Source organism: Flavobacterium sp. ZT3R18 (assembly GCF_007097385.1).
Taxonomy (GTDB): domain Bacteria; phylum Bacteroidota; class Bacteroidia; order Flavobacteriales; family Flavobacteriaceae; genus Flavobacterium.
In genome coordinates this window covers 48,496-64,084 of sequence record NZ_VJZS01000006.1, presented here as the reverse complement: position 1 = coordinate 64,084, position 15,589 = coordinate 48,496, and the positions used below count along the sequence as shown (strand labels likewise).

Below are 15,589 nucleotides of genomic sequence, written 5' to 3'. Positions count from 1 at the left end.
TTCTAATTTTTCCTTTTAGAAATTTTCATGCAAATTTAAACTTTTAAATCAAAAAAAAGCCCTCTTTTTCAAGAAGGCTTTAATCATTTTTAAATCGTTATTTAGAAAATATATCTTATTCCAAATTGCATTTGCCATCTAGAAGCCAAACTAGCATCATAAGCAAACGTTTTGGTTTGAGTCCCATTAAATGTGTAAGTAGGAATTGTTTTTGTAGCATCATCTAGTTTTACACCAATTGGCTGAACACTTACTGGAGTTTGAACCAATCCCCAATCAGAGTTTAATAAATTACTAAAATTCAAAATATCAATACTCAATTGAATTGTATTCGTTTTTTCTGAAGCTGAAGATATTTTGAAATTATAATCTTGCAATATTTTCACATCCCATTTACCTCTCCATGGAGACAAAGCACCGTAACGCTCCATATATTGACCTCTTTTATCTTTCATATAATCATCTTGATTGATAAACGCTTCAAAAGCATCAGCCTGTCCAACTCCAGTGAAAGTCATTACTTTAATTTCAGCAGAAGTTGGTATATATACTAAATCATTAACACCTGAGCCGTCATTATTTATATCGCCACCGTAAGTATAGCAATACCTACCACCTTGTGCATATTCAAAAACAGTAGAAACGGTTGTAGCCCATTTGTCTTTTCCGTATTTCCACTTTTTAGACCCAACCCCAACAAAACGATTGTTATCACCATATTTTGAGTTAGATAACACATCCTTATTTACATCTCCTAATGCAGGATTAAAAGCAAAAGCATCTCCAGTAATTTCAGCTTCTATTGAGTTAACATCTTTTGAAATCATATAATTATAAGCAATACTAGCATATAATCCGTTATCAAAATTCTTTTGTACTTTAACAGAAGAATTGAATGCATACCCTTTGTCCGAATTGGTCATTACATAAGCATTATTTGCCCCTTTATCTGTTGCCAAATAAATAGCTCTATTATCAGCACCTGCAAGAGTTCCTGAGGGTGTTTTTAATCCCCAATTTTGTACATGCACCCCGTTAATATCTTTATTATAAGACATATCAACTGTCAAAATATAATTGTTTTTGAATTTATGGTCATATCCTAAACTAGTTCTCCATACCTGTGGCCATTTGTAATCAGGATCCATTATTTGAAAAAACCCATCATCGGCTCCACTCACTTGATTTCCTAACCATACAAAAGGAATTCTACCAGTAAAAACTCCAGTTCCCCCTCTAAGCTGAGAAACATTATTTCCATCCATATTCCAATTGAATCCAAGTCTAGGAGACCAAAGTATTTTATCCGAAGGCAAATCAGTAGAAATTAATTTTACAGCTTGGCCTGTTTCAGGGTCAAAATAATCCACATTATTATTTCTACTTGCTCCATTATCAGTATCAATATATTTTTGAATTAAATCAGCAGTATTAAAATATAATGGCTTATCCGCTCTTAAACCCAAAGATAGTTTGAAATCATCATTTATACTCCAATCATCTTGAGCATAAAAAGCAAGTTGTCCTACATTTAATTCAGCTAATTTCCATCCTTTGTCTTCTCCAACTCCAAAAGAATTAAAAGATTTATCTCGATCAATAGCATATTGCATATTTTGAGCTATAAAGCTAGAAGAATATGGCTGTGCTGCATCAGCTAAAAAAGCAGCTACAGAAGGATATGAACTAAACAAGCCATAATAATTACCTAAAGTTCCAAAAGTTCCAAAATTTTCATAAGCCGTTAAGTTAAATGAATTTTTGAAAGCAAATTTCTCAAAAGAACCTCCAAAAGTAAATTCGTGATCTCCAGTTACGTAACTCAAATTATTAGTAATCTGAAAAACTTTTTGATCTAGTGTATTATGAATTGAAAATGGCTCATGTCCTCCAACAATATAATTGGCACCTGCACCATCTCGAATATTAATTACTGGAGCTGGAGTTGAAAAAGGATTTCTAAAATCATTGAATGAAGTATAACCAACCTGTAATTTATTAGAAATTTTTTCATTAATTTTTGAATTCAACTCAACCAAGAACGAACTCAACTCATTATTTATTTGATAGCCTGCATTTTGAAATTGAAGAATAGAAGCACTTGGTCCTCTAAATCCTAAAGCTGTTGGATGCGCTGGTTTGTCTTTTGAAGCATCCAAGAAGTTATAAATGACAGCCAATTTGTTATTGTCATTTATATTCCAATCTATTTTTATAATTCCTTTATTTGAATTTGAGTTGTGAATAAATCCCTGGTATGATCCTGGATTATATCCAAAATTATTACCTGCTGCATCTTTCAAATTAGTCAAAGCATTATAAACAGCTATTAAATCACTTTCTAAAACTCTTGATTCATTAACTCCAGTGACTCCATCTCCATTGTTCGCCACAAAGCTAGACCCCAAATCAGTTCTTTGGTCAATTTCATAATTGGCAAAGAAAAATAATTTATCCTTAATTATTGGACCTCCGATACTAAAACCAGCTTGAGTTTGCTCTAAAGAAGGAACGAAAATACTTTCGCCTTTTACTTTATCACCTGTCATATTTTCATTCCTAAAATAACCATATGCCGTACCGTGAAACTCATTTGAACCCGATTTGGTTACGGCATTCACAGAAGCCCCTGTAAAACCAGACAAAGTTACATCATAAGGCGCAGTTGCTACTTGGATTTGATCAATTGCATCTAATGAAATAGGCTGAGCGTTCGTTTGACCTCCAGGTGTTGCAGCATCCAATCCGAAAGGGTTATTAAACACTGCACCATTCAAAGAGTAGTTATTGTATTGATCGTTTCTACCTCCAAATGAACCTCCACTTGCTGTTGGCTCTAATCTTGTAAAATCTTCTGCAGATCTTGAAATAGAAGGCAAAGCTGCCAACTCTTTTCGCCCAATTGTGGTTTCGGCTCCAGTTTTATTACTTTGAAAAATTTTGTTCTTAGAAGTTATAATTTTAACTTCTTCCAATGCTTGGCTTTCATCCGCCAAAACGACATCTAAACTAAAAGTCTTTCCTAAATCTAGATATACCTCATTGAATTCTTCTTTACGAGAACCAATAAAAGTCACTACCACTTTATAAGGACCGCCAACTCTCATATTCAAAATACTAAATCTTCCTTCAGCATTCGATATCGAAGAATACTTAGTACCTGTAGGAGTATGAATAGCAAGAATTGAAGCTCCGGATACTGATTCGCCAGTAGTATTCTTTACAACTCCCTTAATATTAGAAGTTGTCGTTTGCCCGGACATCACAAAGAGACCGAAAACAAAAAAAAACAAAGAGATTAATTTTTTCATTTTGGAAGGTTTTTTTATTGGTTTACTGTCAAAATTAGACAAAAAAAAATCACTCCGAAGAGTGATTTTTTATTTTTATTAACAAAATGTTAACTGAATATTATTTTTCAGCGATGATTTCGTAAGCTAATTCTATAATTACATCTCTGTGCAATCTAACAGTAGCAGCATATTTACCAGTACGTTTAACGATTCCAGAAGTGATGAATTTTCTATCAATTACTTGACCACCTTTAGCCAAAGCTTCAGCGATATCAATGTTTGTAATTGAACCGAATAATTTCTCACCACCTGCTTTTGCAGAGATTTTAATTTCGATAGCTTTCAAAGATTCAGCTAATGCTTTAGCATCTGCTACAACTTTAGCTTCTTTGTGAGCTCTTTGTTTTAGGTTTTCAGCTAATACTTTCTTTGCAGAAGAAGTTGCTAAATGAGCGTGTCCTTGTGGAATTAAAAAGTTACGACCGTATCCGTTTTTCACAGAAACGATATCATCTTTAAATCCTAAATTTTGAACGTCTTGTCTTAAAATAAGTTCCATGTTGTTGTCCTTTTTTATAGAAGTTAGGTTTCATATTTCAGAAAACCAACAACTGTTAATTTTTAATTATTTTAGTAAATCAGCCACGTATGGCATCAATGCTAAGTGACGCGCTCTTTTTACAGCTACAGACACTTTTCTTTGGTATTTTAATGAAGTTCCTGTTAAACGACGAGGAAGAATTTTTCCTTGTTCGTTTACGAATTTCAATAAGAAATCAGCATCTTTATAATCAATATATTTGATACCTGATTTTTTGAAACGACAATACTTTTTAGTTTTGTTAGTTTCTATGTTCAAAGGCGTAAGATATCTGATATCCCCGTCTTTTTTTCCTGAAGCAGATTGTTGTAATGTTGCCATGATAATTAAGCTTTAGTAGATTTAAGTTTCGCTCTTCTTCTTTCAGCCCAAGAGATAGCATGTTTGTCAAGACTTACAGTTAAGAAACGCATAACTCTTTCGTCACGTCTAAATTCAGTTTCAAAAGCTATTAGAACTTCTCCAGCAACTTTGAATTCGAATAAGTGATAAAAACCACTTTTTTTGTTTTGAATTTCGTAAGCCATTTTTTTCAGACCCCAATCTTCTTTCGATACCATTTCTGCTCCTCTACTAGTAAGAAAATCTTCAAATTTGCTTACTGTTTCCTTCACCTGAACTTCAGATAAAACGGGATTTAAAATGAAAACAGTTTCATAATGATTCATAAATATTTTTATTTATTTGTTAATTTGGCTGCAAAAGTAATCTTTTTTTTTAAACAAACAAGCTTTAAATCGCTTTAATCGATGAACAACAAAAAAACACTCGTTTTATTAGATTACTAAAATAAAAAAAAGTATTTTTACTTTACCAAATCAAATAAACCTAACATTATGAAACTAAACTGTGTAGTTGTAGATGATAGTTCGATTCAAAGAATGATAATTGCAAAATTAGTTAATAATCATACCAATTTAAACTTAATAGGTGATTTTTCTAATGCTATAGAAGCTAAAAGTTGCATGACAGTACATACGGTAGATCTAATATTCCTCGACATTGAGATGCCTGTGATTAGTGGATTTGATTTTCTTGATGGCTTAAAAACAAAACCACAAATTATATTCATTACTTCTAAAGCAGAATATGCCATGAAGGCTTTCGACTATAATGCCACAGATTATCTTCAAAAACCAATTTCTATCGAGCGATTTAATGCTTCCGTTCGAAGAGCTATTGACCAATTCCTACTTAAGAAAGAGAATAAAGAAGATGAAGGCGAGCACATTTTTATCAAAAGTAACCTAAAAAAATTAAAAATATTCACATCCAAAATTAAATGGATTGAAGCTTTTGGTGATTACGTAAAAGTAGTCACAGAAGACGATAGCAATCTTGTACTTTCTACCATGAAATCTTTTGAGAATGATTTATCGAAAGAAAAATTCATCAGGGTACACAAATCTTTTATTGTCAATATCGACAAAATTGATCGTTTTAACAGCAAGTTTGCCGAAATTGGCGTAACAAAAATTCCTTTGAGTCGAAACAAAAAAGAAGATCTTGTAAAAGCACTTGCCTATACCTAAAATTTTACCCTAATAAAAATCGACATTTGTCGTAACTTTTATAGCTCTGTATTGAGCGACAGCCTCGAAACTATTCAATATCTTTTGGATAGTTTTTTTTGTATTACCAATTGAAGTTTGCTGAGGAATCTTAATAATTATAGTTCGGATGTATTCATTTCGGATTCTACTAATCACAGGTTCTTCTGGCCCTAAAACTGGCATAACCAAATTTTGACTTAATACCTGATACAACCACATTGCTCCTTCCTTAAGCTTATCGAAATCACGTTGCTTGAGTGTCAATTTTATAATTCTAAAATAAGGCGGGTACTTATAAATTTGCCTGTCATACAATTGCTCTTTATACATTCCGACATAATCAGTATGTGTTACTTGCTGTATCGTATTGTGATTGGGATTGTAGGTCTGAATAATTACTTTTCCTTTTTTCTCAGATCGCCCCGAACGTCCAGCTACCTGAGTCATCATTTGGAAACTTCTTTCGAACGCACGAAAATCAGGATGGTACAACATATTATCGGCATTCATAATCCCAACCAAATTGACATTATCAAAATCTAATCCTTTGGCTAGCATTTGGGTTCCAACCAAAATATCAACCTCACGATTCTTAAAACTGTCTATAATTTTTTCGAAACCAAATTTCCCTCGAGTAGTATCTTGATCCATTCTTCCTGTTTTGGCACCAGGGAAAATAGTCATTAATTCTTGTTCTATTTGTTCCGTCCCAAAACCTTTGGTGGTCAAATCGATACTGGAACACGCATGACAACGAGTAGGATTTGCCATTGAGTATCCGCAATAGTGACAGCGCAATTGATTTTTATGCTTATGATAGGTCAGACTCACATCGCACTGCTGGCAATGCGGTACGTGTCCGCAAGTTATACATTCAATTATAGGCGAATACCCCCTTCTGTTTTGAAATAAAATAACTTGTTCGCCCAATGACAAAGCCGTTGTGATTTCTTCGATTAGAACATCACTAAAATGACCATTCATTTTTTTACGAAAGTATTTATCTTTTAAATCAACCAACACTATTTCTGGCAAACTTACACTCCCAAAACGTTCTGAAATTTCGACGAAACCATATTTATCCGATGTTGCATTAAAATAGGTTTCTATACTTGGTGTTGCAGAACCTAGCAACACTTTGGCTTGATGTCCATTTGCCAAAACTACAGCTGCATCACGTGCATGGTAGCGAGGTGCAGGATCTGATTGCTTAAAAGTTTGTTCGTGCTCCTCATCAATAATGATAAAACCTAAATCATAAAATGGCAAAAACAAGGCTGATCTTGCTCCTATTACAATTTGAGCTTTATCCGCATTTCGCAAAACTTGATTCCAAACTTCTACCCTTTCATTATTATTATATTTAGAATGAAAAACAGCCACTTTATTTCCAAAATGAGCTCTTAATCTAGAAACCAATTGAGTGGTCAAGGCAATTTCTGGCAACAAATACAAGACTTGTTTTCCTGTTGCCAAATATTCCTCTATCAGTTTAATGTAAATTTCAGTCTTGCCACTTGATGTAATTCCATGCAAAAGACAAACTGCTTTATGTTCGAAATTTTCTTTAATGGAATCAAACGCCTTTTGTTGGGCTGTACTTAATAGAAGCTCCCCTTCTCTACTATTTCCTGCAAAATTGATTCGGTCTTCTTGCAAAAAATATTCTTCGAAAATTTCTTTTTCAATTAATACTTTAACTATTGCCGCTGAAGAATTAGCCGCTTCAATGAGTTTTTTAACTGTAATTGGTTTTTTTTCAGTAGCACTTAATTGAAAATAATTAAGGACTATTTCCTTTTGTTTGTTGGCACTTTTTAGAATATCAAGTAATTCTTTTAACCCGTCATTAGTATCATATTTTGTATGCAAACGAACGTACCGTACTAATTTAGGTTTGTAAGTTTCCTGAACTTCTTCCTGAAGCACCAGAATATTTTTATCCACCAATTTTTGAATAACGGGGAAAATATTATTTCTGTTTAAAATAGCAATAATATCTTGTACTTTTAGAGAACTTTGTTGTTGCAAAGCTTCATAAACCAAAAATTCATCATCCGAAAGCAAACTTTCATCTACAAACAAATCATTCAATTTTGTAATTATAGTTTCACTTTCCAGCAACAATGCGCTAGGCATGGCACCACGGTACACATCTCCAATAGCGCACATATAGTAGTCCGCGATCCAAAGCCAATGATTGATTTGGGATTCGGTTACTATAGGAGATTCGTCTAATATTTGATGAATTTCTTTGGCATCGTACAACGTCGGTTTGTTATTGTGTATTTCAATTACTAAAGCCGTATAGATTTTACTTTTACCGAAAGGTACAGCCACTCTCATCCCTTTTTTCATAAAAAGAAACTCAGCTTCCGAAACACTGTAGGTAAAGGTTTTGGCAAGAGAAAGTGGTAAAACAACTTCGACGAAATACATTAAATAAGTTTAGATTTTAGATTTTAGATTGCAGATTTTAGATTTACATTCTAAAATCTATTTTATCCTAGACCAGTATTGAGTGCGTCCAAACAAAGAAACACCAATATAACCTCTTAGTTTTAATTTATCATTTCCTTCAAGCGTGATGACACATTTGTATGATTTTCCGTTTTTGGGATCCAAAATTTGTCCGTCATTATACTCATTACCCTCTTTACGCAATCCTTTTATAATTGTCATTCCAAGAATTGGTTTGTTTTTATCTTCTCCCGAACATTCAGAACAAACTTTATTCTTCTTATCTGCTTCAAGAATATCAACTATTTTACCATAAATTTTTCCAGACTTCTCATAGATTTCAACTACTGATTTGGGCTTACCCGTTTCATCGTCAACTGTTTTCCATTTCCCGATTACACTTTGGCTTTGAACATTGCAAATTATTGCAAAAAAGACAACTAAACTAAATACGGCACTTTTTTTCATTTCTTTTTAACTTATTAATTTATATTTATAAAATCAGATCACAGTTACTACTTGCGTCGGGGGAGTTGAGTACGAATACGAAATTCATTTTTTATACTCTTATTCGTTAACTAAACTTTTTTATTATGATTATTCTTTTTTCGCAGTTTATGAATTGTTGCATTCAATTCGAATCCCAATAACAAAATCATGCAGTTTATCCAGATGTAGAACATCATAATCAGCAATGTCCCAATAGATCCGTAAAGCTCATTATACTTCGAAAAGCGTATTACCCATATTCCGAAAAAGTAGGACGAAATTATAATTAATATCGTCGTAAATACAGAACCAATACTTATAAAAGGAGGCTTATGCGATTGTTTTGTTCCATATCGCAATAATACAGAAGAAGTTATCAAAATCATTAATATCACAAATATATAGCGCCCTAGAATAATCAACGGAATCCGATCACTCAATACGTCTTGAATGATTGTTTTTTGAATAAAAACCTCAAAAACAACAATAATAGCAACCGTTAAAAGCAAAAGAATAGAAAGCAACAATGATATCCCTAATGCCACAAAATATTGATGTAAAAACCCCCTTTTTTCTAAAACATGTCGAGAGGATTCAAAACCACCAAGAATTCCATTTATACCATTTGCCATCAAGAAAATAGACAGCAAAAAACCCGAAGACATTAATCCTGAATGGCTATTGTTAAGAATGTCATTTATAATATTTGCAATAGCATCGTAGGTATTTGGCGGCACTCCTTCTTTTACAAATTGAAGGAAATCTTCTTGAAAACCTTCAATTGGAATAAAAGGAATTAAGTTTAAAATAAACAAAGCAAAAGGAAACAACGCCATAAAAAAGCTAAACGCAACTGCACTAGCGTGGTACGAAAAGGCTCCATCTACTATTCCTTCAATATACATTTCGAGTAAATCATAAAAAGACAAACCTCCAAAACCAGGTATTTTTATCCTTTTCAAAACGTGCATCAAGTTCCTAATTACAGGGATTTTTTCGAGTTTTTCTTCTATAATTAGACTCATCGTATTAAATTGCTTTTAAACTCAAATCCATATTATAAACTGAATGCGTTAATGCTCCAGACGAAATATAATTCACTCCACAGTCCGCATAATTTCGCATCGTGCTTTCATTGATATTCCCTGAAGATTCAGTTTGGCATTTGGTTCCAATTAAGACCACTGCTTTACGAGTATCCTCATAATTAAAATTGTCAATCAAGATTCTATATACCCCTTCGCATTTCAAAATCTCAATAATTTCTTTTAAATCCCTTGCCTCAACAATGATTTTTAAATCCAGATTATTTTCTTTTAGATACGCTTGAGTTTTGGCTATTGCCAAAGTAATACCACCTGCAAAATCGATATGATTGTCTTTTAACATCACCATGTCATATAAAGCGAAACGGTGATTTTCTCCCCCTCCAATTTTTACAGCCCATTTCTCGGCAGCGCGAAAACCGGGAGTTGTTTTACGAGTATCTAGTATTTTTGTTTTTGTACCTTCTAATAATTGCACAAAACTGTTTGTTTTCGTAGCTATGGCACTCATTCGTTGCATGGAATTCAGCACTACTCTTTCGGCTTTCAAAATCGATTGAGAACTTCCGGAAACATGAAAAACTACATCGCCAAACTTTACAGGAGTTCCGTCCTCAATAAAAGTTTCTATTTGCAAAGTAGGATCTACATATTCGAAAATCATTTTGGCCAAAGCCACACCTGCAATAATACCGTCTTCTTTTACCAGTAACTTCGCTTTTCCCAAAGCAGCTGCAGGAATACAGGCTAATGAACTATAATCTCCAGAGCCCACATCTTCTCTAATGGCATTTGCAATCAGTATTTGTAACTCCTTTTGAAACTGTGCTTCACTTATCATTTTCAGTATTTTTTTAAAGAATGCTAAAGTAGGATTTATTTTGTGGATTTAAAAGTTAAGAAAGTTTTAAAATTTAGAATTCCTACTTTATTACAACTAAGTACGCTCGTTATCCAATTTTTAGCACAATTACGGTCAATTTTGAATACTCATTAAATACTAAAAACTCATTCAATATCAATTCATTTCATCTATTTCAAACAACACAACTTCTTTAAAATAAAAAAAACCTAAACCGGCTAAAATTGATATTTCAGTAGGTTTAGGTTGTTTCTAAATTATATGCTATTGTAATTACCTTTTTTAAGGATTTTGCTTTACAATCCCGTTTTGGTCTATCATGTATAACAAAGCAGCCATAGTTCCAGCACCAAGTTCTAATTCTCTTTTATCAACAGCGTCAAATGTATCATTTGCGGCATGGTGGTAATCAAAATAACGTTGTGAATCCGGTTTCAAGCCTGCTTTTACAAGTGTTTGCCCCGTTAATGGCCCGATGTCTGATCCTGCATGTCCTTTCACAAAACTATGAATCAAATAAGGCTCAAATACATTTTTCCAACCTGCAATTTTAGCAAAATTCGCATCGTCACATTCTAAAGAAAAGCCCCTAGGGGTAAATCCTCCTGAATCACTTTCTAAAGCAAAAATGTGATTTTCTTTATTCGCTAAAGACAACTCTTCGTATTTACTTCCGCCTCTTAACCCATTTTCTTCATTCATAAAAAGAACAACACGAAGCGTATTTTTGGGTTTATAATTTATGTTATTAAAAGTATTCATCACCTCCATACTTTGTACCACTCCTGCACCATCATCATGAGAACCATCAGCTAAGTCCCATGAATCCAGATGTCCGCCTACTACCATTATATTTTCAGGATGTTCGCTCCCTTTGATTTCCCCTACCACATTATAAGACAAAACATCATCAAATTGCAGACAACTTTGCTTAAAATAAAATTTCAATTTTGGATTGCTTTTTAAAGTCTTGCTTAATAATTCGGCTCCATTGGTACTGATTGCAGCCGTTGGAATGTATTGTGATTTTGGAATATCGCCATAACTTTGTGCTCCTGTATGTGGAAAGTCATCTAATCGCAAGTTCATAGAACGAACAATTGTGGCTACAGCTCCCATTTTTGAAGCTTCTTTTGCTCCTGCATATCTTTGGTTATTCGCTCCTGAATAGGCTTCAAAAGATTCAATTGCGGCATTATCCATCGGACGATTATAAAAAACAATCTTTCCTTTAATTTTATCAACACCCAAAGTTTTCAGTTCTTCAAAACTGTGAACCTCTATTACTTCGGCAGTTAAACCATTTTTGGGTGTGGCAATTGAACCACCCAAAGCACAAATTGGCACTTTTATTTTAGTTGAATTATCTTGAATATAGGCTGTTTCTTTCTCGCCACGAACCCATTTAGGCACCATTACTTCTTGTAAATATACTTTATCAAAACCCAATGTTTCCATTTGTTGTTTGGTATATTGAACCGCTTTTTCAGCACCAGCTGAACCCGACAATCTAGATCCAATATCGTTAGAAAGATGATCTAACCACGAATAACATTTAGAATTTGTAAGTGCTGATTTGTAAATTTCCTTAAAAATTTGCTCGTCTTTCGCTTGGGCAAATACAGCAACACTATTTATAAAAAGCAGGGAAAGCAATAGATTCTTTTTCATTTTTGATTTAGTCTAAAATTAATTTTGGTTTATTGGTGCTGCAATTTCGGCATTCTAAAATAAAATCAAAGTTAAAAACAAAAAAAATCCTGTTCATTTTTGAATGCTTGCAAGATCTAATTGAATAATAGTGTTCATTTGAGTTACTGTGACTGTTTGTGTATTAGCTTAAGCCTTTAAGCCACATATTGTTTGAAAAAACACAATAGTTAAGGAGTCTAAGTAAAAACTTAAATATCACTAAAAGTGGGTATTGTTTTGTATTATTAAACGAGTTAGGTTTGTAAAAAATAAATTATATAGTTTAATATTAAAACAATACTTAACCTACAAGCCTATGAGTAATTTTGCGCAGCAAGTCCATTTAGATATTAGCGGTTTCGCTCATAATGTCGTTTATTATGATTTGAAGTTAGAACAAAAGATGGCAGACCACCATCATTTTTCGTTTGTATGGCAATACACCGCCTCACCTATTATAGAACCTAGCGCACAAGCCCAAGCCATAAGTGATTATCATGGTAATGAGGTAATCTTTACTTTCACAGGTCTTGATGGAAATAAGCTAATGGCTAAAGGTGTTATCAACACGTTAAAATCGGTTGATTTGCATGGTTGTCCAGCGGGATTGCACGTAACAGGAATAAGTCACACGATTTTTCTTGATGATATGAAACGTTCACGAACTTTTATGGAGCAAGATCTCGAAACCATTGTTAAGAAAGTACTTGCCGAAGGCCCAACAGATTTTTTTAACCGTGATGCCATCGTTCCTACCTACGACCCCAACCTAGATTATATGCCGCAATTCAACGAAACCAATTTTAAATTCCTAAAACGACTTGCCAAGCGTTACGGACAATGGTTTTACTCGGATGGTATGCGCATGCAATTTGGACAGCTAAAACCCAGTAAAATAAAACTAATAAACGGCGGGTCATTGCATCATTTTAAAATAGAAACCTCGATATTCTCGCACAAAGAATCATTGGGTGGTTATGACTATAATAGTGCATCCCAGATCAAGAATTCATCATTAAAAACCACCACAGGCAGTGGCGATAGGTTTGCAACAATAGTAGGCTACAGACAAGGCGCAGTAAGACAACCCGACCTAGAAGTAGGAGCCTATACGGCACAAGCCCCCGATTCTAGCACCCTTGCCGAAATGGTCAAACTACAAACCAATGGCAAAGATGCCAAGAGTGTTATTTACAGCGGTTTGTCCTATCTTCCGCTTGGAATTGGTCAAAAATTCACCATAGAAAACAAAACCGTAGAACACAACTTGGTCGTTATAGAAGTTACACATAACTCCGAAGTTCACGGGAATTACAGTTGCAATTTTAGAGCCATTCCTTCGGATGTTGGCGCGCCACATTACACCAATGTACACGCTTATGCGAAAGCTAAATCTCAATCTGCCAAAGTAATAGACAACAACGACCCCGAGGGTATGGGGCGTGTAAAAGTAGAATTTCACTGGGCTGGTGGCAACATGAAGAGCGACTGGATGCGACAACTGCAACCCTACGCGGGGGAGGGAAGAGGATTTTATATGACTCCAGAAATAGGAGACGAAGTCCTAGTAGATTTTGTAGGCGGCAGTGCCGAGAGACCGTATGTTGTGGGATCGCATTATAATGGAAAGAACAAAAGCGGGTACGACACGGCAAAGAATGATATGAAAGTCATACATACCCGAAGCGGAAACCGTATTATTTCTAATGATGACACAGGCGATATTACCATAGAAAGCCAAAAAGGAAAAACAATAGCCGTAGTTCATGGTGATGGAAACATAAGATTTAAAGCGCCCAAGAATATAGAATTTGAAGCTGGGGAGGATATTGTTTTCAGTGCTGGAAAAGACATTAGGACTACTGCTGTAATGAATATTGTAGAAAGTGCAGGAGTTGATAAATCTACCACTGTTGGAGCAATACTCCATACAACTGTAGGTGGAGATAGTATGCTGAATGTGACAGGGAAATTACATGAAATTATTGAGGGTGATGTACATAGTGAGAGTAAACAAGGACACACAACCATTAGTGAGAAAAAAGTAAGTAATCATAGCGAAGACAACCATGAGTTTCATTCTAAAACAGAGTTGAAAAATAATAGCGCAGAGAAAACAAAACAAAATTAAGACAAAAGTCTGTTAGTAAAACGGCAACTGCTTGAGAGTATAGTTTTTGCCGTTCGCGATTGCTGAATTGCAAACGAAAATATCTTTCACTACTAAATAACCAAATATAAAAATGACAAAACTTAGATATGTAAAAGGAAATATTGTCAATATTGTTGGAGGAAAAACGAAAATCTTTGCCAATGAAATAGAAATTAGCTCCAATAAAAATATTATTTATAATGCCCCAAAACACTCCCATGGAGAGCCCGAAGATCCGCCAAAGAAAGTGTCAAAAACCAGAGTAAAAGAAATTGAACTCTTAACCTCACTCGATGATGGCTCTAAAAATGACAAAAGCGGAGGATTGCAAAAAGGATTTGTTTTTGATAAAACCTACGAGTTTAAAGTTAAGAGTTATTCAAATGGCGCACCTGTAGCTACTAGTTTGATAAAATGGTTGATAAAATACCATAGCCCCGCACAAAACAAATGGATAGAAACACCTTTAAACGTAAAAGGAGATAACGTAAAAATAACACTGAATGAAAAAGAGATGTGTGGGCGTATTGTTTCTGTAAGAGCCTACATAGATGATCCAGAAACCGAAGGAGAATTAAAAAAATGGAAACATAATAGGTTTAGATGGTTTGATAGAATGCTAGTTGAGGATGAAATAAATGAAAGGACAGATAATAGAAAACCATGGTTGGTAAACCAATCCGGTACTTCGCTTTGTGGCATGGCTTGTATCTTTTATTTATTTGCAAAAGATCAACCAAAAGCATATAGTAAATTTGCAAAAGAACTTTTTAGAAAGGGAGAAGCTACTTTTAATAAATATACCGTTAAGCCAAGTATTGAAGTTTTGGAGAAAAATATTGGAACATTAAAGAAAAAAGTGGTTGCCATAAATACGGGCGGTATGCCATTGGTTGATTTTCTAACAATGGCAGGAACTAGAAATACAGACAATCCTAAATATAAAGGAGGAGAGGAAGAATTTCAAGCTATAAACTGGCCTCCATTAATGACTGATTTATGTGAAAAATTATTGGGTTATAAAGATGTTTCATCTAAAGGAATTTATAATCCTGTGAAATCATTAGTATATACGGATTTTGATATTGAATCCAAAATTGAAGACATTAATAAACAGATAGTAAATGGTTATAAACTTATTTTGATGATAGATTCTGATTTAATTGCTGACCATTGGGATGTTTCCTCATTAGATTTACACTGGGTAGTTTTAGAAAGTGAAATCAAAGAAGTTGAAATGTTAGATGAAAATGGGAGAACGGTTCATCGATTAGATTTTAGAGTTTATTCTTGGGGGACAAATCCAAATGGCGATAAAGCATTAATTTTAAACACTAAAACAGGTAAAATGGAAGAGAATGTAGAATATCGTTATTTGAAAAGGCCAATTACTAAAACACATTTTATGAATAATTATAATGGGTATATTAAAATAAAGTAA

At 34.0% G+C, this 15,589-nt stretch carries 12 protein-coding genes; 3 read left to right on the top strand and 9 right to left on the bottom strand.

Annotated elements, in window-relative coordinates; genetic code table 11:
• Positions 1–101: 101 nt before the first annotated feature.
• The 4 genes from FNW52_RS08575 to rpsF form a co-directional block, all read right to left on the bottom strand.
• Positions 102–3,311 carry a carboxypeptidase regulatory-like domain-containing protein gene (locus FNW52_RS08575; RefSeq protein ID WP_143377047.1) on the bottom strand — a complete coding sequence of 1,070 codons (3,210 nt, stop codon included), beginning with the start codon at positions 3,309–3,311 and terminating at the stop codon, positions 102–104.
• A gap of 100 nt (positions 3,312–3,411) precedes the next feature.
• Positions 3,412–3,852: a 50S ribosomal protein L9 gene (gene rplI, locus FNW52_RS08570; RefSeq protein ID WP_143377046.1), complete on the bottom strand. Its 441-nt coding sequence runs from the start codon at positions 3,850–3,852 to the stop codon at positions 3,412–3,414.
• A gap of 66 nt (positions 3,853–3,918) precedes the next feature.
• Positions 3,919–4,215 carry a 30S ribosomal protein S18 gene (gene rpsR / locus FNW52_RS08565; protein WP_007138295.1) on the bottom strand — a complete coding sequence of 99 codons (297 nt, stop codon included), beginning with the start codon at positions 4,213–4,215 and terminating at the stop codon, positions 3,919–3,921.
• Between the two features lie 5 nt (positions 4,216–4,220).
• Positions 4,221–4,562, bottom strand: coding sequence for a 30S ribosomal protein S6 (gene rpsF, locus FNW52_RS08560; protein WP_116761249.1), 342 nt, complete (start codon positions 4,560–4,562; stop codon positions 4,221–4,223).
• Positions 4,563–4,730: 168 nt separating this feature from the next.
• Here rpsF and FNW52_RS08555 point away from each other — a divergent pair, with 168 nt between their 5' ends.
• Positions 4,731–5,426, top strand: coding sequence for a LytTR family DNA-binding domain-containing protein (locus FNW52_RS08555; protein WP_143377045.1), 696 nt, complete (start codon positions 4,731–4,733; stop codon positions 5,424–5,426).
• Between the two features lie 9 nt (positions 5,427–5,435).
• Here FNW52_RS08555 and priA read toward each other — a convergent pair whose 3' ends face one another.
• From priA to FNW52_RS08530, 5 genes are all read right to left on the bottom strand, one after another.
• Complete coding sequence (gene priA / locus FNW52_RS08550; RefSeq protein WP_143377044.1) at positions 5,436–7,886, bottom strand: primosomal protein N'; 2,451 nt, start codon at positions 7,884–7,886, stop codon at positions 5,436–5,438.
• 57 nt (positions 7,887–7,943) lie between these two features.
• Complete coding sequence (locus FNW52_RS08545; RefSeq protein ID WP_143377043.1) at positions 7,944–8,375, bottom strand: DUF2147 domain-containing protein; 432 nt, start codon at positions 8,373–8,375, stop codon at positions 7,944–7,946.
• A gap of 110 nt (positions 8,376–8,485) precedes the next feature.
• Positions 8,486–9,421 (bottom strand): YihY/virulence factor BrkB family protein, encoded by a 936-nt coding sequence (locus tag FNW52_RS08540; protein WP_143377042.1) that lies wholly within the window; start codon positions 9,419–9,421, stop codon positions 8,486–8,488.
• A 4-nt stretch (positions 9,422–9,425) separates the two neighbouring features.
• Positions 9,426–10,283 (bottom strand): carboxylating nicotinate-nucleotide diphosphorylase, encoded by an 858-nt coding sequence (gene nadC / locus FNW52_RS08535; RefSeq protein ID WP_143377041.1) that lies wholly within the window; start codon positions 10,281–10,283, stop codon positions 9,426–9,428.
• Positions 10,284–10,586: 303 nt separating this feature from the next.
• Positions 10,587–11,975: a M28 family peptidase gene (locus FNW52_RS08530; protein ID WP_143377040.1), complete on the bottom strand. Its 1,389-nt coding sequence runs from the start codon at positions 11,973–11,975 to the stop codon at positions 10,587–10,589.
• A gap of 337 nt (positions 11,976–12,312) precedes the next feature.
• Here FNW52_RS08530 and FNW52_RS08525 point away from each other — a divergent pair, with 337 nt between their 5' ends.
• Positions 12,313–14,127: a type VI secretion system Vgr family protein gene (locus tag FNW52_RS08525; protein WP_143377039.1), complete on the top strand. Its 1,815-nt coding sequence runs from the start codon at positions 12,313–12,315 to the stop codon at positions 14,125–14,127.
• Between the two features lie 112 nt (positions 14,128–14,239).
• Positions 14,240–15,589, top strand: coding sequence for a hypothetical protein (locus FNW52_RS08520; protein WP_143377038.1), 1,350 nt, complete (start codon positions 14,240–14,242; stop codon positions 15,587–15,589).

Coding starts and splice junctions, on each gene's coding strand:
- FNW52_RS08540 (WP_143377042.1), bottom strand. CDS start 9,421: ATGAGTCTAATTATAGAAGAAAAACTCGAAAAAATCCCTGTAATTAGG.
- FNW52_RS08520 (WP_143377038.1), top strand. CDS start 14,240: ATGACAAAACTTAGATATGTAAAAGGAAATATTGTCAATATTGTTGGA.
- rpsF (WP_116761249.1), bottom strand. CDS start 4,562: ATGAATCATTATGAAACTGTTTTCATTTTAAATCCCGTTTTATCTGAA.
- FNW52_RS08555 (WP_143377045.1), top strand. CDS start 4,731: ATGAAACTAAACTGTGTAGTTGTAGATGATAGTTCGATTCAAAGAATG.
- nadC (WP_143377041.1), bottom strand. CDS start 10,283: ATGATAAGTGAAGCACAGTTTCAAAAGGAGTTACAAATACTGATTGCA.
- FNW52_RS08530 (WP_143377040.1), bottom strand. CDS start 11,975: ATGAAAAAGAATCTATTGCTTTCCCTGCTTTTTATAAATAGTGTTGCT.
- FNW52_RS08545 (WP_143377043.1), bottom strand. CDS start 8,375: ATGAAAAAAAGTGCCGTATTTAGTTTAGTTGTCTTTTTTGCAATAATT.
- FNW52_RS08525 (WP_143377039.1), top strand. CDS start 12,313: ATGAGTAATTTTGCGCAGCAAGTCCATTTAGATATTAGCGGTTTCGCT.
- FNW52_RS08575 (WP_143377047.1), bottom strand. CDS start 3,311: ATGAAAAAATTAATCTCTTTGTTTTTTTTTGTTTTCGGTCTCTTTGTG.
- rpsR (WP_007138295.1), bottom strand. CDS start 4,215: ATGGCAACATTACAACAATCTGCTTCAGGAAAAAAAGACGGGGATATC.
- priA (WP_143377044.1), bottom strand. CDS start 7,886: ATGTATTTCGTCGAAGTTGTTTTACCACTTTCTCTTGCCAAAACCTTT.
- rplI (WP_143377046.1), bottom strand. CDS start 3,852: ATGGAACTTATTTTAAGACAAGACGTTCAAAATTTAGGATTTAAAGAT.